The organism is Polaromonas sp. (genome assembly GCF_012927455.1).
Taxonomy (GTDB): Bacteria; Pseudomonadota; Gammaproteobacteria; order Burkholderiales; family Burkholderiaceae_C; genus Polaromonas.
The window spans coordinates 364,277-385,375 of the sequence record NZ_JABBPE010000008.1; the positions used below are offsets into that span (position 1 = coordinate 364,277).

20 protein-coding genes and 1 pseudogene are annotated in these 21,099 nt (G+C 62.4%); 13 read left to right on the forward strand and 8 right to left on the reverse strand.

From position 1 onward, the window contains the following. Positions 1–39 precede the first annotated feature (39 nt). From HHJ18_RS10250 to HHJ18_RS10260, 3 genes are all read right to left on the reverse strand, one after another. Positions 40–642 (reverse strand): hypothetical protein, encoded by a 603-nt coding sequence (locus tag HHJ18_RS10250; RefSeq protein WP_296914768.1) that lies wholly within the window; start codon positions 640–642, stop codon positions 40–42. 311 nt (positions 643–953) lie between these two features. After that, the gene (locus HHJ18_RS10255) at positions 954–1,265 is read right to left on the reverse strand and encodes a hypothetical protein (RefSeq protein ID WP_296914771.1); all 312 of its coding nucleotides are present in this window, start codon (positions 1,263–1,265) and stop codon (positions 954–956) included. A 43-nt stretch (positions 1,266–1,308) separates the two neighbouring features. Continuing rightward, positions 1,309–2,448 (reverse strand): 3-deoxy-7-phosphoheptulonate synthase, encoded by a 1,140-nt coding sequence (locus HHJ18_RS10260; protein ID WP_296914774.1) that lies wholly within the window; start codon positions 2,446–2,448, stop codon positions 1,309–1,311. A gap of 527 nt (positions 2,449–2,975) precedes the next feature. On the opposite strand from HHJ18_RS10260, the gene HHJ18_RS10265 reads away from it, so the two are divergent. The 7 genes from HHJ18_RS10265 (at position 2,976) to HHJ18_RS10295 (ending at position 10,250) form a co-directional block, all read left to right on the forward strand. After that, entirely contained in the window at positions 2,976–3,761 is a 786-nt protein-coding gene (locus tag HHJ18_RS10265; RefSeq protein ID WP_296914776.1) for an FCD domain-containing protein, read from the forward strand. A gap of 58 nt (positions 3,762–3,819) precedes the next feature. Next, positions 3,820–5,139, forward strand: a complete 1,320-nt coding sequence (locus tag HHJ18_RS10270; protein ID WP_296914779.1) for an ABC transporter substrate-binding protein — start codon at positions 3,820–3,822, stop codon at positions 5,137–5,139. A gap of 33 nt (positions 5,140–5,172) precedes the next feature. Next, positions 5,173–6,069: a branched-chain amino acid ABC transporter permease gene (locus HHJ18_RS10275; protein ID WP_296914782.1), complete on the forward strand. Its 897-nt coding sequence runs from the start codon at positions 5,173–5,175 to the stop codon at positions 6,067–6,069. A 68-nt stretch (positions 6,070–6,137) separates the two neighbouring features. Further along, entirely contained in the window at positions 6,138–7,112 is a 975-nt protein-coding gene (locus tag HHJ18_RS10280; protein ID WP_296914785.1) for a branched-chain amino acid ABC transporter permease, read from the forward strand. Then, positions 7,109–7,927, forward strand: coding sequence for an ABC transporter ATP-binding protein (locus HHJ18_RS10285; protein ID WP_296914786.1), 819 nt, complete (start codon positions 7,109–7,111; stop codon positions 7,925–7,927). Before HHJ18_RS10280 ends, HHJ18_RS10285 begins: the two co-directional genes overlap by 4 nt. Then, positions 7,924–8,577 (forward strand): ATP-binding cassette domain-containing protein, encoded by a 654-nt coding sequence (locus tag HHJ18_RS10290; protein ID WP_296914789.1) that lies wholly within the window; start codon positions 7,924–7,926, stop codon positions 8,575–8,577. Before HHJ18_RS10285 ends, HHJ18_RS10290 begins: the two co-directional genes overlap by 4 nt. Next, positions 8,574–10,250 carry an AMP-binding protein gene (locus tag HHJ18_RS10295; protein ID WP_296914792.1) on the forward strand — a complete coding sequence of 559 codons (1,677 nt, stop codon included), beginning with the start codon at positions 8,574–8,576 and terminating at the stop codon, positions 10,248–10,250. Before HHJ18_RS10290 ends, HHJ18_RS10295 begins: the two co-directional genes overlap by 4 nt. Before the next feature lie 51 nt (positions 10,251–10,301). Here the strand turns inward: HHJ18_RS10295 and tldD are convergent, their stop codons facing one another. The 3 genes and pseudogenes from tldD to rodA form a co-directional block, all read right to left on the reverse strand. Further along, positions 10,302–11,828, reverse strand: a complete 1,527-nt coding sequence (tldD, locus tag HHJ18_RS10300; protein ID WP_296914795.1) for a metalloprotease TldD — start codon at positions 11,826–11,828, stop codon at positions 10,302–10,304. 96 nt (positions 11,829–11,924) lie between these two features. Further along, a pseudogene (locus HHJ18_RS10305) lies at positions 11,925–12,259 on the reverse strand (YegP family protein). Between the two features lie 206 nt (positions 12,260–12,465). Next, positions 12,466–13,620, reverse strand: a complete 1,155-nt coding sequence (gene rodA / locus HHJ18_RS10310; RefSeq protein ID WP_296914797.1) for a rod shape-determining protein RodA — start codon at positions 13,618–13,620, stop codon at positions 12,466–12,468. A gap of 209 nt (positions 13,621–13,829) precedes the next feature. Here rodA and HHJ18_RS10315 point away from each other — a divergent pair, with 209 nt between their 5' ends. The 6 genes from HHJ18_RS10315 (at position 13,830) to ruvC (ending at position 19,841) form a co-directional block, all read left to right on the forward strand. After that, positions 13,830–14,450 carry a YqiA/YcfP family alpha/beta fold hydrolase gene (locus HHJ18_RS10315; RefSeq protein WP_296914800.1) on the forward strand — a complete coding sequence of 207 codons (621 nt, stop codon included), beginning with the start codon at positions 13,830–13,832 and terminating at the stop codon, positions 14,448–14,450. Between the two features lie 64 nt (positions 14,451–14,514). Beyond that, positions 14,515–16,593 (forward strand): ribonuclease catalytic domain-containing protein, encoded by a 2,079-nt coding sequence (locus HHJ18_RS10320; RefSeq protein ID WP_296914801.1) that lies wholly within the window; start codon positions 14,515–14,517, stop codon positions 16,591–16,593. Between the two features lie 70 nt (positions 16,594–16,663). Next, positions 16,664–17,512, forward strand: coding sequence for a TonB C-terminal domain-containing protein (locus HHJ18_RS10325; RefSeq protein WP_296914805.1), 849 nt, complete (start codon positions 16,664–16,666; stop codon positions 17,510–17,512). A 9-nt stretch (positions 17,513–17,521) separates the two neighbouring features. Then, complete coding sequence (aroE, locus tag HHJ18_RS10330) at positions 17,522–18,388, forward strand: shikimate dehydrogenase (RefSeq protein WP_296914806.1); 867 nt, start codon at positions 17,522–17,524, stop codon at positions 18,386–18,388. After that, positions 18,385–19,134, forward strand: a complete 750-nt coding sequence (locus HHJ18_RS10335; RefSeq protein WP_296914810.1) for a transglycosylase domain-containing protein — start codon at positions 18,385–18,387, stop codon at positions 19,132–19,134. The genes aroE and HHJ18_RS10335 overlap by 4 nt, the downstream gene beginning before the upstream one ends. Positions 19,135–19,292: 158 nt before the next feature. Beyond that, positions 19,293–19,841: a crossover junction endodeoxyribonuclease RuvC gene (gene ruvC, locus HHJ18_RS10340; protein WP_296914812.1), complete on the forward strand. Its 549-nt coding sequence runs from the start codon at positions 19,293–19,295 to the stop codon at positions 19,839–19,841. Between the two features lie 29 nt (positions 19,842–19,870). Here ruvC and HHJ18_RS10345 read toward each other — a convergent pair whose 3' ends face one another. Both HHJ18_RS10345 and lpxC read right to left on the reverse strand, forming a co-directional pair. Then, positions 19,871–20,047: a hypothetical protein gene (locus HHJ18_RS10345; RefSeq protein WP_296914816.1), complete on the reverse strand. Its 177-nt coding sequence runs from the start codon at positions 20,045–20,047 to the stop codon at positions 19,871–19,873. A gap of 21 nt (positions 20,048–20,068) precedes the next feature. Beyond that, positions 20,069–20,992, reverse strand: a complete 924-nt coding sequence (lpxC, locus tag HHJ18_RS10350; RefSeq protein ID WP_296914819.1) for a UDP-3-O-acyl-N-acetylglucosamine deacetylase — start codon at positions 20,990–20,992, stop codon at positions 20,069–20,071. Between the last annotated feature and the right edge of the window lie 107 nt (positions 20,993–21,099).

Below are 21,099 nucleotides of genomic sequence, written 5' to 3' on the forward strand. Positions count from 1 at the left end.
GACCGCACGCTCAATCACAGCGCGGCCCGGATGACGCCTTTACTGTTCGGCTTGCGTCGCTTCCTGCATGTGCGCCATGGCGGCGCGCATCACGGCGTCGACGGGATCGAGCGATTCATCAAGCGACTCATCAACCTCCAGCGGCTTGCCAAAAACGTCCTCCATCATGGCGCGCATGCCGGCGGCAGCGGCCTGGTCCTTCTCACCCAAGCTGTGCCGGCTGCGCTTGTAGTGCAGCGCCCGCATGGACTCATCGCCGTTCGCGACCAGCGCCGCGCATAAACCACAAAGAATTTCTAGGGCGGTGCGCTTTTGCGCGAGGCGCAGGTCTTTGTCCTGCAGCCGCTCATCCAGCCACAGCGCCATGCTGCGCATCAGCGCCTGGAAACGCTCACGCAGCGGCGTGAGCGTGGCATTGAAGAGCGGGCGATGCAGATCGGCCAGGGCCTGCACGTCGGCGATCTGCCCTTTCAGCTTGCCAATGCGCGCCAGCAGCCGATTAAAGCGCTGCTGGGCGGGGGAAAAGGCGCGAGTCCCTGGCCCCGAGACAGAAAAGCCATGCCGGTTGCGCTGCCGGCCCCGGCAGACGCTGCGAGTGGCTGACTGGCAAACAGGTCGGGTTGAGCTTTCACGGCGTGTCAAAGCGGTTGAGTGGTTGAGTGGTTGAGTGGTTGAGTGGTTGAGTGGTTGAGTGGTTGAAAATATCACTCTGGCTGCAGGAGCGGCCAAGAGGCAGGCAGCAGCGGCGTTAATTGCGTAGCTATAGAAGAACAACGCAGCACTCTTGGTCGTTCCAGACCAAGGGCGGCAGCAGCTCGCCGGCGGCATCCACAGGGCCTAAAGTGCTATTATTTTTATAGCTGCTTGCGCCCGTATTTATTGGGCTATAGGCCTTTTTTACACTCAAATAAACTCAAACTGCCGACCCTGACGGCTCGTGCGGCTGGCCGTCTTTAGTAGCTGATGCTCAGCGTGTCGACGTCAATCTGCACCAACGGCTTGGCCAGCGCGGCGCTGGCGGCGCGGGCGAACGCCTGCGCCCACTGGGTCTCGGCAAACTTGGCCGGGCCGGCGGCCTGCGCCACCACCATCACCTTGTCGGCCGTCAGCAGTTTGCCGGTGGCCCGCAGCGGCTCGCAACCCATCTGGGTGAACTGCTCATCAAGCCACTTGCGTGCCTCGTCGTGCGGCATGGGCTGGACTTCATTGAGGTCTATCCGCACCGGCGGGCTGTTTTTAAATGTCACACTGACTTCGCTGCGCATGGCTTGCTCCAGAGGGGTAAATGATGAAGACTTGACGCCCATGTTAGGCCACTTGCAGGGCCCGGCGCGCCAGCACGGCGGCCGACAAGGAATCGAGCAGCGTCAGCGAATCGTCCCAGCCGAGGCAGGCGTCGGTGATGCTTTTGCCGTAGGCCAGCGCCTTGGCGTTGTCCTTGCCCGCAGTGAACTTTTGCGCGCCGGCGCTCAGATGGCTTTCCACCATCACGCCGAACACCTGGCGCGAACCAGCAGCCAGCTGCGCCGCGACGTCGCGCGCCACCTCGAGCTGCTTTTCATGCTGCTTGGAACTGTTGGCATGGCTGCAATCGACCATCAAAGTGGCAGGCAAGCTGGCGGCTTCGAGGTCCTTGCAGGCTGCGGCCACGCTGGCAGCGTCGTAATTGGGGGCTTTGCCGCCGCGCAAAATGACGTGGCAGTCCTGGTTGCCCCTGGTTTGCACAATCGCGACCTGGCCGTTTTTATGCACCGACAAAAAGTGGTGACCGCGCGCCGCTGCCTGGATCGCGTCGGTGGCGATGCGGATATTGCCGTCGGTGCCGTTCTTGAAGCCGATCGGTGCCGACAGACCAGACGCCAGTTCACGGTGCACCTGGCTTTCGGTGGTGCGCGCGCCAATCGCCCCCCAGGAGATCAGATCGCCGATGTACTGCGGGGAAATCACGTCGAGAAACTCGCTTCCCGCCGGCAGGCCCAGGCGATTGATGTCGATCAGCAGCTGACGCGCAATGCGCAGGCCTTCGTCGATGCGAAAGCTTTCATCGAGGTAAGGGTCGTTGATCAGCCCTTTCCAGCCCACGGTCGTGCGCGGCTTTTCAAAGTACACGCGCATGACGATTTCCAGCGTGCCGGCGTACTTCTTGCGCTGCTCGGCCAGGCCGCGCGCATAGTCCAGCGCGGCCATCGGGTCATGAATGGAGCACGGACCGATCACCACCAGCAGGCGGTCATCGCTGCCCGCGATGATGTGGTGGATGCTTTTCCGGGTCCGGGTAATCAGCGATTCCTCGGCGGTTCCGCGAATCGGGAAGAAGCGGATGAGATGCTCGGGAGGGGGTAACACGGTGATGTCCTTGATGCGTTCGTCGTCGGTCTCGCTGGTTTTGTCGACGCTCGCATGCCAGCTGTCGCTGGCGGGGTTGGCCGAAGTGGCTTTGGCATTCATCTCATGCTTCCTTTTAAAAGTTTCAGGCAATTTCAATAAGTCAATTTACGCTAAACAAATTTTCAAATCGGCAAAAAAAAACCGCCGGGAGTCCGGCGGTTTTTTGAGATTTGTTGCGTTTTTTTCAGGTTACGCGAATGTCTCTCTACCGCCGAAAGCGCTTGAGAACCAGAAGTAACCAAAATAAAGTTTCGCGGAAGTCATTGAGGTCAATGTAACACAGCGCAAAAATGATTCTGGCGCCCTCAACGAAAGGCCGTGCCTTTCTTCACGACAGGCGCGTCGAAATAGGCGGACATATCCGGCACCCGCCGCGCGTCAAAAATGGCTGCATCTTGTTGACGCGCGGCTTCCTCAAGCCATTGACCTGCGCTAACTCAGCCTCTGCTCAACCTCGGGAAAGTCCTAGGGCGATCCTCGGTTGGCCTGTGTGACAGTTCGGTTGTCGGACAATGTTTTTGACGAAGGAGAGCAGCTATCAACCGGTCTGTCTTGCTTGCGCTGCGTCGTCACGTTGCGGGTATGCCATGAGCGTCCACGCTGTCGCCGAGGCGAAACCTGTTGCCATGGCGCCGTTTGAGCGCGTCAAGGTCATGCCGGCCTACAAGGCGGTCTGCACTGTGGTGGAGCAGCGCATCGTGCGCGGCGAACTCAAACCCGGCACCCAGCTGCCAACCGAGCTGGATCTGGCGCAGCAGTTTGGCGTTAACCGTTCTACTGTGCGCGAGGCGATACGCCAGCTGGAGCAGGAAGGGCTGGTCGAGCGGCGCGGCTCCAAACGCCTTCACGTCACCATGCCGGGGGTCTATGACGCAGCACCCAGGGCGGCGCGCGCGCTGCTGCTGCATCAAGTGACTTTTGAGGAACTTTGGCAGGTGGCGCTGGTGCTGGAGCCCCAGGCGGCACGGCTGGCCGCTGCAGCCGCAGCGCCCGCAGACTTGCAGGAACTGCAAGAGGCAGTGGACCGGCTCTGCGCGCATGACAAGTGTGAGGAATCGCTGCAATCGCACGCCGAGCTCGACATCGAATTTCACGCGCTGGTGGCGCGCATATCCGGCAATCGCGTATTGATGCTAGCGCGCGAGCCCATCAACCTGCTGTACCGGCCATCGCTGATCCGGCTGCAGCAGGCGCTGCCACAAATGAAGCGGCGCAACCTCGAAGCGCACAAGCGCATCGTGCGGGCCATCGCGGCGCACGACGCCGACCAGGCGTACGAGTGGACGCGCAAGCACCTGATCGATTTTCAGCGCGGCTATGCGTTGGCGCGCATTCCGATGAACACCCCACTGCAAGCGTACGACACCCAATAAGAAGCGTTCAAATCCACAGCATTGCAGCGACGCTGCATTTAATTAAAGGAGACTTTCGATGAAACTGCCTTCCAACCTGGTTTTTGTGTCCACGCACCCGGCCTGGCGCAGCGCCTGCGTCGTCGCCGCCGTCTCGCTGGCAACGCTGCCGGCGTTGGCACAAGAGACCTTCAAGATTGGCGTCGTCAGCTTCCTGTCGGGCCAGGCCGCCGAGAGTTTTGGCGTGCCGGCCGTCAACGGCGCCAAGGTACTGGTGGACGCCTTCAACAAGGGACAGGCGCCCGCCCCCTACAACAAGGTGGGCTTCGGCGGCATGAAGATCGAAGCCGTTTATGTCGACGAGGCCGGCGGCGCGACCAAGCAGGTTCAGGAGCTGCGCAACCTCTACGAGCGCGAAAAAGTCGATGCCGTGGTCGGCTACGTCAGCTCGGGCGACTGCTTGGCCGTCGCTCCGGTCGCCGAGGAGATGAAGAAGTTCCTGATCCTTTACGACTGCGGCACGCCGCGTATTTTTGAAGACGGCAAATACAACTACGTATTTCGCACAGCAGCCCACGCAACCATGGACAACGTGGCGCTGGCGCGCTACCTGAAGGCGCGCAACGTCAAGGTACAGCGCTACAACATGATCAACCAGGACTACGCCTGGGGCCAGGACAGCAAAAAGGACTTCACGCTGGCGATGGACCAGCTCTACAAAGACGCCAAGCCTGATGCTGACCTTCTGCCAAAATTTGGCGCGGGCCAATACGGCACCGAGGTGTCGGTGTTGCTGAGCAAGCCGGCCGACATCCTGCATTCCAGCCTGTGGGGCGGCGATCTCCAGGCCTTCATCCTGCAAGCCAATGCGCGCGGCGTTTTCCAGACACAAACGCCGGTGTTTTCCGCCGCCGACCATGTGCTGCCCGGGCTGGGCGAGAAAATGCCGAATGGCGCGATCATTGGAGCGCGCGGCGCCTATGGCCTGATGGCGCCCAAGTCGGCGCTTAACGACTGGTGGTTTGACTTGTATCAGAAGGCCAACAACGTCTATCCGGTGCAAGCCCCGTACCGCATGGCGCAAGCGCTGCTGGGCTTGAAACAAGCGGCAGAAAAAGCCATGGCGGCCAACGGCGGCAAAAAGCCCACGCATGAACAGCTGGCAGCGGCGCTCAAGGGCAGCAACTGGGCATCCCCGGCAGGCAACATCCGTATGGCCTTGGGCGACGGCAACCAGGCGATTCAGGAAACCGCGATTGGCAAGACGCGCTGGGACGCCGGCAAGAAAATGGTGCTACTTGACGACATTCAGCGCTTTCCGGCCGAGTGCGTGAATCCGCCGGCCAACATGAAGAGCGAGGACTGGCTGAAAGCCGGCTTCCCAGGGGCCAAGTGCTGAGCGCGCACGCGACGCGTTGACGCACTACCCATCATGAACTTGCTGACCACCATCCTGTTCGACGGGATCACCTACGCCTCCTGGCTGTTCATCGTGGCGCTGGGCCTGACGCTGGTTTTCGGGGTGCTGAAAATCCTGAATATCGCGCATGGCAGCTTCTACGCGGTAGGCGCCTACGCGGGCGCCAGCCTGGTCACCTGGCTGCTGGCGCTGAAGTTCTCGCCAGCCCTGAGCGTGGTGGCGCTGGTTGCCGCTGCCGTGGCGGTGGCAGCCGTGCTGGCGCCGCTGACCGAACGCGGTTTGCTGCGCATGTTTTATGGCCGCGATGAGGTACTGCTGGTGCTGGTCACCTATGCGATGTTTCTCATGCTGGAAGACATCACCAAGCTGATCTGGGGCGTCAATCCCTACTATGTGTCCGACACCTACCAGGCCTTTGGCAACATCAAACTGGGCCAGCTCAGCTACGTCGGCTACGACGTGCTGCTGGTAGGGGTGGCGTTGGTCTGCGGCGGCGTCACCTGGTGGGTCCTCAACCGCACGCGCCAGGGCAAGATCGTCACGGCAGTGATTCACAGCCCCGAGGTGGCGGCGAGCATGGGCGTCAATGTGTCGCGCATCTACACCGGCGCCTTCACGGCGGGCGTGTTTCTGGCCGCACTGGGCGGCGCCCTTACCGCGCCCATGCTGTCGGTGCAACCGGGCTTGAGCGTGGGCGTGATTATTGTGAGCTTTGCCGTCGTCATCATCGGCGGCCTGGGCAGCATCGAGGGCGCGGCCATAGGCGCTTTGGTGGTCGGGCTGGCGCGCGCTGCGTCGGTACACATCTGGCCACCAGCCGAACTGTTCAGCGTTTATGTCGTGATGGCCGCCATTTTGGTGTTCAAGCCGCAGGGGCTGTTTCAGCGCATCCAGGCGCGCAAGATCTAACCGGAGGGATTACTGTGGCTGCGCCCTCCTTCCTCTTGCACTTCTTCTTTCTCTTTTAGGAGTCGATGTTGTCCAACCGTTCATTGAGGCGTGTGGCCATGACCAGCGCGGGCGCGCTGGCGCTGCTGCTGCTGGCTGGTTTCCTGGCGCCCAGGTGGCTGGTGTCGCTGGCCACCATGGCCCTGGCCAATGGCCTGGTGTCCATGGGTATTGTGGTCATGATGCGCAGCGGCGTTGTGCCTTTTGGGCAGGGTTTGGTGTTTGCCGCTGGCGGTTATGCGGCCGCGCTGGCGTTCAACAAGCTGGGCGTGACCGATGTGCTGGCGTTGAGCGCATTCGGCGGCGTAGCGGCCTTTTTGCTGGCGGCGCCGTTCGCGCCGCTACTGGCGCGCTACCGCGGCATCTTCTTTGCGATGCTGACGCTGGCGCTGTCCATGGTCTTGTATGGTGTGCTGGTCAAAACCGAAGCGCTGGGCGGCTCAGATGGCTTCAACGTGAGTCGGCCCAGCTTGTTCGGCCAGCGCGCGGTCGATGGCGGGACACCGCTACTGCTGTGGTGCGTGACCGCCACCATCACCTGCGTGCTGGCTGCGCTGGTGCGCCTGTATTGCGACTCGGCGCGCGGACTGTTGTCGCTGGCCGTGCGTGAAAACGAGTTGCGCGTCGAATATCTCGGCATGTCAACGGCCAATCTGGTGGCCTGGAACTACGCGTTGGCGGCATTCCTCGGCGGCGTTGGCGGCGCCCTGGGCGTGCTGGCGTTGGGCCACATTGACCCGAGCTTCAGCTACTGGACCACCTCGGGCGAATTCGTCTTCGTGGCGATTCTGGCCGGCCACCACAGCGTGATCGCGGTGTTGACGGCCTCGTTTTTGCTGGAGCTGGTGCGCTCATTTTCAAGCGCTTATTTTCCCAACACCTGGCAACTGGTGCTGGGCCTGTTCTTGCTGTTGGTGATTCGCTTTCTGCCCGATGGCCTGGGGTCACTGTCGGATCGCCTGCGGCCGCTACGCCGGGCCGCAATACGACGTGACATGACATGACGACCAACCATCCGACCCCCTTGCCCCACTTTCCCGCGCTAGCCGTGCTGTCGGCCCGGCAGTTGCAGCGCAGCTTCGGCGCGGTGGTGGCTGCAGCCGATGTCAGCTTGGATATAGCGGCCGGTGAGCGGCTGTGTCTGATCGGCAGCAACGGCGCCGGCAAGACCACCTTTGTCAACATGATCACCGGCTACCTCAAACCCAGCGCGGGGCAGATTTTTCTGGCGGGCGAGGACATCACGGCGCTGACGCCGCGCGAGATCACGCGGCTGGGCGTGGCGCGCTCGTTCCAGATTCCGCAGCTGTGCCTGCATCTGTCGGTACTCGACAACCTGCTGGCCGCGCTGCACTGCAACCGCGGCAGCCGCCACTTCTTTCGCTCGGCGCGCGACGCTGCGTCACTGGCGCAATGCGCCGACCTGCTGGCGCGCTTTGGCCTGGCGGCCCACGCGCAGCGAATGGTGCGCGAGCTGCCCGGCGGCATTCGCAAATTGCTGGATATTGCCATGGCACTGACCGGGCAGCCCAGGGTGTTGCTGCTGGACGAGCCCACCAGCGGCGTCAGCGCCGACGAGAAATTCAGCACCATGGACACCGTCATGCAGGCCATCGAAAGCCGAAACGGCGAAGCACCGGTCGCCGTACTGTTCGTCGAGCATGACATGGACATCATGCAGCGCTACGCGACGCGGGTCGCGGCCTTCTACAGTGGCCGGGTCATCGCCGACGGCCCGCCCCGTGACGTGCTGAACGATTCCGACGTGCAGCGCTACGTAACCGGCTCAGCCCACCACGCCAGCGGAGCCAGCGCATGATCGATCTCGCAGCGGCCGAAGTGGCGATTCAAGACGTACAGGTGCTACGCGGTTTTTCCTTGCGCGTCGAGCCCGGCACCATGGTGGGCCTGATTGGCCGCAACGGCGCGGGCAAGACCACGGTGATGCGCACCATCATGGGCCACTTGCCGTTGCTGGCGGGCAGCCTGCGCCTGGGTGACGTCGACCTGGCTGGCACAGAACCGCACCAGCGCGCCGCGCTGGGCATTGGCTACATGCCGGAAGACCGCGGGTTGGTGCCGGAGCTGACGGTGGAGGAAAATATTTGTCTGCCGCTGTGGGTGTCACCGCAGCTGAAGCTCGTCGAGCGCCTCAAATTTGTCTACGACGTATTGCCCGAACTGCTGGAAATGCGCCAGCGCAAGGCCTTGCTGTTATCGGGCGGCCAGCAAAAGCTGGTGGCGCTGGCCAGGGCTCTGTCGGTAGGCACGCGCTTGCTGCTGCTCGACGAGCCTTTCGAGGGGGTAGCGCCCGCGCTGTCGCAGCGCCTGTCCGAGGTGGTAGGCGGTTTGCGCGGCAGCGGCGTGTCGGTGCTGATCAGTCAATCTGACCTGAACCACTCGCGCAGCCTGCTGGACGACGAGGTGGTGATAGAGCGCGGCGCCAACCTCGCCGTGGTGACCTCATGAACGATTCGGTCGGCAACTGCGGCAGCAAGCCGTTTGTCTCGACGCCCGGCGCGCCATGGGCAAGCGCGCTGCTGCGTGAGGAGCGCCATTTCGGCGACCGGCTGCTGCGCTGCTTTGCCGAGCGCCCGCGCCACCTGCCGCAGATGCTGCAAGAGGCCCACGCGCGCGACCCGCAAGCCGCTGCGCTGGCGGACGGGGCGCGGCGCTGGAACTGGGCCGCGCTGCGCGACGACAGCGGCCGGCTTGCGCACACGCTGGCGCAACTGGGCGTGGCGGCAGGCGACCGGGTGGCGCTGCTGCTGGGCAACCGCGCGGAATTCGTGATCGCCACCCATGCCGTGCTGCGCCTGGGCGCCGTGCTGGTGCCGATAAGCATTCGGGAAGCCGCGCCGGGCGTCGCTTTCGTCGTGAACCAGTGCCGCGCCACAGCGGTACTGGCCGACGCGGGACTGGCGACGCTGGTGCCGGAGCGCCTGGACGATGGTCAAGCCTTGCAGCGCATCTGCGTTGGCGAAGGCGCGGCGGCGCCTGACGGGTGGCTGTCGTGGCACGCCATGGTTGCGACCCAACAGGGCACCCCCTTTGAGGACGCCGCACCCGCAGAAGACGACGCCGCGGTGATCCTCTACACCTCGGGCACCACCGGCCGGCCCAAGGGCGCGGTGTTGACGCATTTAAACCTGCTGCATTCGGTGCTGCATTACCGTCACGCCCTGGGGCTGCGTCCAGATGATCGCGCGCTACTGGCGGTGCCGGCTTCGCATGTGACCGGGCTGGTCGCCATCGTACTGGCAATGGCCGGCGTCGGCGGCGCCGTGGTCGTGCTGCGCGAGTTCAAGGCGGCCAGCTGCCTCGCGATGATTGAGCGTGAAAAGGTCAGCTACACACTGATGGTGCCTGCGATGTATGCGCTTTGCCTGCTGGAGCCGACATGGGCGCGCACCGATTTGAGCGGCTGGCGCCTAGCCGGTTTTGGCGGTGCGCCGATGCCGCCCGCCACGATTGACGCCCTGCGCCAGCACTGCACAGGCATCCGGCTGTTCAACGCCTATGGCGCCACCGAGACTACTTCGCCGGTCACGCTGACACCGCCCGGCGCCGCCCCGTTGGACGCCGTCGGTGTGGCGCTGCCCTGCGCCGACCTGCGGGTGGTGGACGATGACGGCCATGATCTGCCCGCTGGCCAAAGCGGCGAAATCTGGATCGCCGGCCCCATGGTAGTGCCACGCTACTGGGACAACCCGCAGGCTACGGCCGACGGCTTTGTGAACGGCTACTGGAAGTCCGGCGACATCGGCACGCTGGACGCGAATGGCTTTTTGCGTGTGCATGACCGCAAAAAAGACATGATCAACCGCGGTGGCTACAAAGTGTTTTCGGTGGAAGTCGAGAACTGCCTGCTGTCGCATCCGGCGGTGCGCGAGGCGGCGACGGTGGGCGTGCCCTGCCCTGTGCTGGGGGAGCGCATCCATGCCTTTGTCCATGCACCCAACATCGCCAGCACGGCGCAACTGCAAGCCGAATTGGTGGCGCTATGCCGTCAGCAGCTGGCCGACTACAAAACGCCTGACGCCTGGACTTGGCTGGACGAGCCCTTGCCACGCAATCCCAACGGCAAACTACTCAAACGCACCTTGCGGGATCTGGCTGTGGCGTCGCAAAAAGGGGCTTGAGCGCGGGCGCTCGCGCATCTGATCAGGGAACTTCCCTTTGAAGGCTGGTTCTCAGGCGGTGCCGCCCACGGTGAGGCCATCAATCCGCAAAGTCGGCTGGCCCACGCCTACCGGTACGCTCTGGCCTTCCTTGCCACAGGTGCCGACGCCGCTGTCAAGCTGCATGTCGTTGCCTATCATGGTGACGCGGGTCAACGCATCGGGGCCGTTGCCCACAATCGTGGCGCCCTTGACGGGATAAAGTATCTTGCCGTTCTCAACCCAGAAGGCTTCGCTGGCAGAAAACACAAACTTGCCCGAGGTGATGTCAACCTGGCCGCCGGCAAAGTTGGTGGCGTACAGGCCTTTTTTGATGCTGGCCACAATTTCCTCGGGCGCCTTGTCGCCACCCAGCATATAGGTGTTGGTCATGCGCGGCATCGGCACATGGGCGTAGCTTTCGCGCCGTCCATTGCCGGTAGGTTTGACTTTCATCAGGCGCGCATTGAGCGCGTCCTGAATGTAGCCTTTCAAAATGCCGTCCTCGATCAACACGTTGCGCTGGCTGGCATGGCCCTCGTCATCGACGTTCAGAGATCCGCGGCGATCGGCAATCGTACCGTCATCGAGCACCGTCACGCCTTTGGCGGCCACACGCTGGCCGATGCGCCCCGAAAATGCGCTGGAACCCTTGCGGTTGAAGTCGCCCTCCAGTCCGTGACCAATCGCTTCGTGCAGCAAAATGCCAGGCCAGCCAGGGCCAAGCACCACGGTCATTTCCCCGGCAGGCGCGGGGCGTGCGTCCAGATTGGTCAGCGCCGCCTTCACGGCGTCATCGACATACTGGCCGATTTGCGCATCGTCAAAATAGGCCAGGCCAAAACGACCGCCGCCGCCGCCGGACCCGACTTCGCGCCGGCCTTTTTGCTCGGCAATCACTGTCAGGCTCAAACGTACCAGCGGGCGCACATCAGCGGCCAGCGTGCCGTCGGCGCGCGCCACCATCACCACGTCGTACTCGCTGGCCAGTCCGGCCATTACCTGCACGATGCGCGGATCTTTGGCCTTGGCGAGTTTTTCGACTTTTTCGAGCAGTTTGACCTTGGCGGTGCTACCCAGGCTGGCAATCGGGTCCAGGTCGCGGTAAAGCGAGCGGCTGGCGGCAACCTTGCGGGCCGGCGTTTTGACGCGACCGACCCGGTTGGCGGCCGAGATGCTGCGCACTGTGCGGGCCGCGTCAAGCAGCGAGGCTTCGGAAATATCGTCGGAATAGGCAAAAGCGGTTTTCTCGCCGCTAACGGCGCGCACGCCAACGCCCTGGTCTATGCTAAATGAGCCGGTCTTCACAATGCCCTCTTCCAGACTCCAGCCCTCGCTGCGGGTGTACTGAAAATAGAGATCGGCGTCGTCGACGCCGTAGGAGGTGATTTCGCCGAGGGCGCGGCTCAGGGCCGCATCGTTCAGACCGAAGGGCTCAAGCAGGAGCTTTTGCGCGATGACCAGGCGCCCAGCGGTGGACTCGAGCGTGGGGCGGGACAGCGGCCGGACGCCCACACTGGTTTGACGAGCTGACGCGGCGGAAGATTTGAGTGAGTTCATCAAATCATTGTAGGCAGTCTGAAAGGGGCCTGTGTCTGTACGGTCAAGGCCAGCCAGGCACGTGGACCGTGCCCGCAGAGCCGATGGACTAAGCGCTCAGCCCGTCAGGTCGCTGACAGCCGCGCTCGGTCCATTGGCTTTGCACGACTCAATGCCGGCGTCGCGGAATTTTTCACTCGAATACATCTGGCTTTGGCCGAACACCTGACAGTTGCCCGCCTTGAGGGAAAAATACGGCGAGCCGTCTTTGCCTACAACGGGCGCATAACGGCCATCTCCGCCGCATTTTTCTTGATCGATTCCATGCCGCTGACCGCACTGGCGCTGGACTCATACATTTCAATGGACAAAATGATCTGCCCATTGCCTGTCAACAGGTTGAAAAAATACTTGTCATTCTTGGATTTCTTGAGCTCAAATTTACCGGTCATGACAAGACTCCTTGAAGTGGTATGTCCAATGGATCAAGTGGCCCATCCGCGCTGCTTTGTTACCCGAGCGCTGCCGTAACTCAAGAAATATGAGTACTTTGGTGAATGCAGCCATGGAGGTTGTCCGCGCCCACTGCGGCAAATTTACGGCGACGTGCCGCGCACCCGGCAAGCCCAGCAAGCCCAGCAAGCCCCGGGCCGGACCCTCATGTCTGCACCAGGCGCTTGGCCTTGCCAATCGACATCAACAGGCCAATGGCCAGCCCCAACGTCACCATCGACGTTCCGCCGTAACTGATGAAAGGCAGCGGCACGCCGACCACGGGCAAGATGCCGCTCACCATGCCCATGTTGACAAAGGCGTAAGTGAAAAAAATCATGGTCAGCGCACCGGCCAGCAGCCGGGCAAACAGCGTGGAGGCCTCCAGCGCAATGGCCAGCCCGCGCAAGATCAAAAACATGAAACCGGCAATCAGCAGCAGATTGCCGATCAGGCCGAACTCCTCGGAGTAAGCCGCAAAAATAAAGTCGGTCGTGCGCTCGGGAATGAACTCCAGGTGCGTCTGCGTGCCGGCCATGAAGCCCTTGCCGAACATGCCGCCGGAGCCGATCGCGATCATCCCCTGAATCGTATGAAAACCCTTGCCCAGCGGGTCGCGCGACGGGTCCAGCAGGGTGCAGATACGCTGCTGCTGGTAGTCATGCAGGACCGGCCAGCGCATGCCGTCGGCGCACAGTTGCGGCTCAAACCACACCACCAGAAAAACACCGATCAGCCCCAGCAGAACCGGCGGAACAATCAGCTTCCAGCTCAGACCGGCAAAAAAAATCACCGCCAGGCCAGCAGCCAGCACCAGCAAAGCGGTGCCCAGATCGGGTTGCTTCATGATCAGCCCGATCGGCACGGCCAGTAGCAGCGCTGCAGCCAGAAAGTCCAGTGGACGCAACTGGCCCTCGCGCTTTTGAAACCACCAGGCGAGCATCAGCGGCATGGCGATTTTCAGGATTTCACTGGGTTGAATCACCACGCCGATGTTGAGCCAGCGCCGCGCGCCTTTCTTGGTCACACCGAAAACGGCAACCGCCACCAGCAACGTCACGCCGACGACATACAGCGGAACGGCGAAGGCCATCAGGCGCTGCGGCGGAATCTGCGCCACCACAAACATGATGGCCCCGGCAATCAGCATGTTGCGGCCATGGTCGACAAAGCGCGTGCCGTTGTCGTAGCCCGCCGAGTACATGGTCAGCAAGCCGGCGCAGACCAGCAAAAAAACCGCAAAGGCCAGCAGGCCGTCAAAGCCCTGCACCAAGGGCAAGGTTCGCTGAAAAAGGGAAGGTTTGTTGAAAACGGCGGCCATACACTGATTATCGGCCAGCGCCGCCCCTGCCCACCGCTCTGCTGCGCCCGAAGGGGAATCTTTTTGCTATTAATTAAATAGCTGCTTGCGCCCGTACTTATTGGGCTAGAGGCCTATTTTATGCTTAAAAGGCAAAAACACCGGCGTTGCCGCAATCCAGACGCTGGGGGCTATTTTCTAAGGCGACGCGGCGCGTTTACCATGGCACTATGCGCACCACCCACTTGCTCTACCTGCACGGATTTCGTTCCTCGCCCTACTCCGTCAAGGCGCAAAAAATGGCAGCCATCGTGCGCCAGCGTTTCCCCGCAGTGCGCTGGTGGTGCCCGCAGCTGCCGCCGTCGCCACGCGCGGCGCTGCAAGGGGTGATGGACGGCATCGCCGGCTGGCCGCAAGACGCCGGATTTGAGAGTCTGGCCGTGATCGGCTCGTCGCTGGGCGGCTTTTACGCCACGGCACTGACCGAGCGCCTGGGCTGCAAGGCGGTGTTGCTGAACCCGGCTGTTGATCCGGCGCGCGACCTGGCCAACTACATCGGCGAGCAAACCGCCTGGCACCAGCCCGACGAGCACTTTTTCTTTGAACCGGGTTTTGTCGACGAGTTGCGCGCGCTGCAGGCCGGGCCTTTGAAAGCGCCGCAGCACTACTTCGCCATCATCGCCAAGGGCGACGAAGTGCTGGACTGGCGCGAGATGACGGCGCGCTACGCTAGCGCCCAGCTGCGCCTGCTGGAGGGTGGCGACCACGCCCTGAGCGATTTCGACCTGCATGTGCCGGCCATTCTCGATTTTCTGGATTTGGAACCGGCTGCCGGAAGCCCCCCCGGATAGCCGCCGCTGCGACTGCCTGATTACACTAGCCGCAAGTCATCCAAGTCACTAAAGGAATTCCGTTTTGTTTGTATTGTTTGAAGAAACCGGCAAATTTCTGGCCGGCCGGATTTTGTCGGAGGCCGACGCGTCGCTGCAGGTGGAGCTCGACTCGGGCAAGCGAGTCAAGGTTAAGGCCGCCAATGCGCTGCTCAAGTTTGAAAAGCCCGCTCCGGCCGAATTCATGGCGGCCGGACAAAAATTGAGCGAAGAAATCGAACTGGAACTGGCTTGGGAATTTGCCAGCGACGAGGAATTCAGCTTTGCCGACCTGGCCCGGGACTATTTCAGCTCGGATGCCGCCAAACCCGCCACGCTGGAGCAGCAGGCCGCGGCGCTGTTGCGCCTGTACGATGCACCGCATTATTTCCGGCGCGCTGGCAAGGGCCGCTTCAAGAAGGCTCCGGCCGAGATTTTGCAGCTGGCGCTGAACGCTATTGAAAAGAAAAAGCAGCTTGCCGCGCAAATCAGCGCCTGGGCCGGGGAACTTGGCGAGGGCCAATGCCCGGCATCGGTGCGCGAGCAACTTTACAAAATTCTATTCAAACCCGACAAAAACAGCGCTGAATACAAGGCCGTGGTTGAAGCCTCGCGCGCCACGCGCCTGGCGCCGCTCGATCTGCTGCAGCAGGCTGGAGCGATTGCCTCGCCCTACCAGTTTCACTGGAAGCGCTTTCTGTTTGAGAACTTCCCCAAAGGCACGGCTTTCCCGGCCCTGCAGGCGCCGCAGGTCAAGGACGAATTGCCGCTGGCCGATGTCAGGGCGTTCTCCATCGACGACTCCGCCACTACCGAGATTGACGATGCGCTGTCGGTGCAAGGACTAGGCAGCGGCAGCGTAACGCTGGGCATCCACATTGCCGCGCCTGGCCTGGCCGTGTTGCCCGGCAGCCCGCTTGATGCGCTGGGCCGCACGCGCCTGTCCACGGTGTACATGCCGGGTTACAAGCTGACGATGCTGCCCGATGAAATCGTGCAAAGCTACACCTTGCGCGAAGGCCATAACTGCCCGGCCCTGTCGCTCTACCTTACGCTTGATGAAGCCACGCTGGAGATTACCGGCAGCGTCACTCGGCTGGAACAGGTGCCCATCGCCAGCAACCTGCGCCACGACGTGCTGGACAGCACCTTCACCGAAGCATTTTTTGAAGCCGCGCAGACCACCGCGCCAACTGACGTTCCGTGGGGCGTGGAGCTGACATTTCTGCACCGCCTGGCCAGACACCTCAAGGGCCAGCGCGAAGTGGCGCGCGGCAAACCCGAAAACTTTAACCGGCCCGACTACAACTTCAAGCTCGCCAACCCGTCGGGCGGAGAGCCACAGGGCGATGAAGCGGTCAGCATCAGCACGCGCCAGCGCGGAGCGCCGCTCGATTTGATCGTGGCCGAGGCCATGATTTTGGCTAACAGCACCTGGGGCCAGTGGCTGGCCGAGCATGGCGTGCCCGGCATTTACCGCAGCCAGGCCAGTCTGGCGCCCGGTGTGAAGGTGCGCATGGGCACCAAGGCGCTGCCGCATGCGGGCCTGGGCGTCAAAAGCTACGCCTGGAGCACCTCGCCGCTGCGCCGCTACACCGACCTGGTCAACCAGTGGCAAATCATCGCTTGCGTGCGCAATGGCCGCACCGCCGCGCTGGCCGCGCCCTTCAAGCCCAAGGACGCAGAGCTGTTTTCCATCATTTCGTGTTTTGATGCCGCCTACGGCGCTTACAACGGCTTTCAGGCCGGCATAGAGCGCTACTGGACGCTTAAATACCTGCAGCAAAACGGCATCAGCGAACTGACGGCCACGGCCTTCAAGGACAACCTGGTGCGCGCCGATGACTTGCCGCTGGTGCTGCCGGCGCTGGGCGCCCAGGGCTTGCCGCGCGGCGCCAGCGTTCGCGTCAAGCTCGGCGCGATTGACGAGATCACGCTCGATATTTCCGGCACCGTGGTGGAGCGGCTCGATAGCGTGCCTGATGCTGCGGCGGCCGCGCCAATTGACACGCAAGACAGCGAGGACGACGGCGAGTCCGACATCGCCGCAGGCCCGATCTCGATTGCGGTGGATATCAACGAGCCCGCGGCGGACGCGGCCGGCGCGCTGGCAACAGCACCCTGAAGGTACTGGCAAGCCGGCACCCGCCGGCAAAAGTCAGTTCACGCCGCTAAAGACCCGATAATCCTCTCCTGTGAAATCATTCAGCACACTGCAAATTGCCCTGGGCGCCTCGATTGCTGTCCACGTGGTGCTGCTGACGGTGCGTTTTATCGACCCGGAACGCTTTAACCGCGTGTTTCAGGACACGCCGCTGGAAGTGATTCTGGTCAATGCCAAGTCCAATGAAAAGCCGGACTTTGCCAAGGCGATTGCGCAGGCATCGTTGGCCGGTGGCGGCGAGCTTGAAAAAGGCCGCGCCACCTCGCCGCTGCCACCCTCGGCCCTGATGGAGCTGGGCGACGCCGCCGAAGATGCTCAGCGCAAGGTCGATTCGATGCAAGAGCAGCAAACCCAGTTACTGGCGCAAATCAAGAAGCAGCTGGCCTCGATGCCGCCGCCCGACCCGAACGTGCCTAGCAACGACCCGGTGCGGGCCGAGCGCGAGCAAAAGCGCAAGCAACTCATCAAGATACTGGCCGAGATCGAGAAACGCATTAATGAAGAAAATGCGCGGCCCAAAAAGCGCTACATCAGTCCGGCCACGCGCGAGGAAGTCTATGCGCTGTACTACGACGAACTGCGCCGCAAGATTGAGGACAAGGGCACCGTCAACTTTCCCGAACAAGCCGGCAAAAAACTTTATGGCGAACTTAGCATGGTGGTGACCGTCAATTTTGATGGGCGGGTGCTGGACACCGAAGTCATTCAGACCTCGGGCAACCTGACGCTGGACCGGCGCGCGCAGAACATCGTCCGGGGCACTGGCCCGTTCGGCAAATTCGACCAGGTGATGCGCCGTCAGGCCGATCAGATCGTGGTGGTGTCGCGCTTCAAGTTCACGCGCGATGAAACCCTTGAAACCAAGCTGACCAACCGCTGAGGTTCTGGCATGGACAAGTACTACGTTCTGGGCAACCCCATTGCACACAGCAAATCGCCGCTGATTCATGCGCGCTTTGCCGAGCTGACGGGTCAGACCCTGAGCTACGAGCGCTTGCTCACCCCGCTTGATGGCTTTGCCGCCACGCTGACGCAACTGCTGCAAAGCGGCGCGCGCGGCTGCAATGTCACCGTGCCCTTCAAGTTTGAAGCGTTTCAGGCGGCCAGAACACAGGGCACGCAGACCGACCGGGCGCAGCTGGCCGAGGCCGCCAACACGCTGGTCCTTAACCATCCCGCCAGCGGCGGCGTCCACGCCGACAACACCGATGGCGTAGGACTGGTCAACGACATCCAGCACCATGCGGGCGTTGCACTGGCCGGACGCGATGTGCTGCTGATAGGCGCCGGTGGCGCCGCTGCCGGTGCGCTGGCAGCGCTGCTGGCAGCCGGCCCGCGCCGGCTGGTGCTGGCCAACCGTACACCGGCCCGCGCCAAGGCCCTGGTGGCGCGCCATCAAGCGCACCCTTCAATGCACGATCTGCTACAAAAAACAGAGCTGCTCGCGCACGGCCTGCAAGGGCTGCCGGGTGATTTTGATGTGGTCATCAACGCCAGCGCGAGCAGCCTGGGCGGCGCCGCGGTGCCGGTTGATCGCCAGGTGCTCAAGCCTGGCGCGCTGGCCTACGACATGATGTACGGGCCCGCCGCGGCGGGCTTCATGCGTTGGGCCAGACAGAACGGCGCCACCGCGCGTGACGGCCTGGGCATGCTGGTGGAACAGGCCGCCGAAGCCTTTGCGCTGTGGCGCCAGCTGCGCCCGTCCCCTGCGCAGGTGCTGCAGGTGCTGCACGAATTGCGGGCGCTGCAGCCATGAAAGCCCTGCTCAGGCTGCTGGGCCTGGTGTTGCTGGCCGGGCTGGGTTTGCAGCTGTATTTTGTGGCGCGCGTAGCCCTGATGGCCGTGCTGGACCCCGAGTCCACCACCTTTCAGCGCTCGGAGGCCTATCTCGTCGTCAAGCACACCGGCACACTGAAGTGGCGCCAGCAGTGGCTGCCGTATGCGAATTTGTCCGAGAACCTGAAGCGCGCCGTGATCGCCTCTGAAGACGCCAGTTTCGTCGTACACGACGGGGTGGACCTGGAGGCGCTGGAAAAGGCCTGGGAGAAAAATGCCAGGGCCGAGCAGCGCGCCGCGCAGGCGGGCAGCCGGCTGGCTCCCAGCCAATCCGCTCGGGCCGGCGCCAAGCCGCCCAAAATTATCGGCGGCTCCACCATCACGCAGCAGCTCGCCAAAAACCTGTTCCTGTCGGGTGAACGCACGCTGTTGCGCAAGGGCGAGGAGCTGCTGCTCTCGCTGCTGCTTGAAGCGCTGCTGAGCAAGCAGCGCATTCTGGAGATTTACCTCAATAACGTCGAGTGGGGCGAAGGCATTTTTGGCGCCGAAGCCGCCGCCCAGCACTATTACCGCAAACCCGCTGCAAGACTAAGCGCCTATGAAGCCGCCCGCCTTGCCGTGATGCTGCCACGGCCCAAGTATTTTGAAACCCGGCCCAATTCGGCCTACCTCGCCTCACGTGCCGGCACCATCACGGCACGCATGGGCGGGGTGGAATTGCCTTGACGGCGGATGGGCGATCCATTGGCTACGCCGCTGCTTGCCGGTTCGGCTCGGTCTGTGCGCCCGACCTTGCCGAAACCGGTTGTTTTTCCATTTTTAGGCATCGTTTTGGCCGCTAGCCCAATGAAGACGGGCGCAAGCAGCTATAAAATGTATAGCAAATGCGCATCTTAGGAATTGACCCCGGCCTGCAAATCGCCGGTTTCGGCGTGGTAGACATGGACGGCCATGCGCTGAGCTACGTCGCCAGCGGCACCATCAAGACCACGCACCTGGAGCGCGGCAATCTGCCGGGCCGCCTGAAGGTGCTGTTTGACGGCGTGTGCGAGGTCGTTCAGCGCTACCAGCCCGATGCGGCGTCGGTGGAGATTGTCTTTGTCAACGTCAACCCGCAGGCCACGCTGCTGCTCGGCCAGGCGCGCGGCGCCTGCATCACCGGCCTGGTCTCCTGCGATCTGTCCGTTGCCGAATACACCGCCCTGCAGATGAAGAAAGCCGTGGCGGGCTATGGCAAGGCGGGCAAAGCCGAGGTGCAGCAGATGGTGATGCGGCTGTTGAAGCTTCCGGCGCTGCCCGGCAAAGATGCCGCAGACGCGCTAGGGCTGGCCATTACCCATGCCCATGCGTGGCGTTCATCCGCCATTTTGGCCGCAGCCACCACGCTGAAGCCGAACTCCAGCGCCTCCTACAAGGCGGGCCGCCACTACTGATAATGGCGCGCCCTGATGAGGCGCCCCTTTCAGCCGAGCCGTTCCAGAATCAGCACCGCAAAAAAGCCGAAAGCCGCGATCAGCGTCCATTTGAGGAGGATCAGGCCGAAGCGCTTGAAGCGCTGTTGCCCGGTGCCGGCGTAGAACATGAAGGACACCACTGCCCCCAGCAATGCCAGCAAAATCAACCAACGAAAAAGCAGCATGGTTTGAAGTCCCTTTGCGCGCTACCAGGCGCGCGCCAGCGTCGCAAAACCGGGGGGCGCGCGCTTTTCATCGTCAAACGTAACCACCTCGAATGCTTCGGGGTGAGCGAGCAGCTCACGCAACAACTGGTTGTTCATGGCATGGCCTGAGCGAAAGGCGCTGTAGGCGGCCAGCAGCGGTTTGCCGAGCAAATACAAATCGCCCATGGCATCGAGGATTTTGTGCTTCACAAACTCGTCGTTGTAGCGCAGGCCATCGCTGTTGAGCACCTTGTAGTCGTCCATGACGATGGCGTTGTCCAGACCGCCGCCGAGTGCCAATCCGTTGGCGCGCATCATCTCGACGTCTTTGGTAAAGCCGAAGGTGCGCGCCCTGGCGATGTCGCGGCTGTAAGCGCCCGAGCCGATATCGAACTCGACGCGCTGGCCGGTGGAGTCCACGGCCGGGTGGTCAAAGTCAATTTCAAAACTCAGCTTGTAACCCTCGTAGGGGTCCAGCCGCGCCCACTTGACTGCTGCGCCCTGGCCGATACGCACTTCGACCGGTTTGATCACCCGAATAAAGCGTTTGGGTGCCGCCTGCAGCGCAATACCGGCCGATTGCAGCAAAAAGACAAAAGAAGAAGCCGACCCGTCAAGAATCGGCACCTCTTCGGCCGTGATATCTACATACAGGTTGTCGATGCCCAGGCCGGCGCAGGCTGACATCAGGTGCTCGACGGTGTGAATCTTGGCACTGCCGTTGGAAATGGTGGACGCCAGCCGGGTGTCCGTCACGGCCTGCGCCGAGATGACGATGTCCACCGGTTGCGGCAAATCGACGCGCCTGAAGACGATCCCTGTATCTGGCGCCGCTGGCCGCAAGGTCAGCTCCACCCGCTGGCCACTGTGCAGGCCAACACCGACGGCCTTGGTCAGGGATTTAAGGGTTCTTTGGGCGAGCATCCAGGTATTTTAATTTTTAAGCACTCACTACATTTAGTAGGGATTAGTCGAATGGAAAGCGTAGCGAGCGGGAACGAGCTTGCGTTGAGAAGCGCAGCCGTACTCAG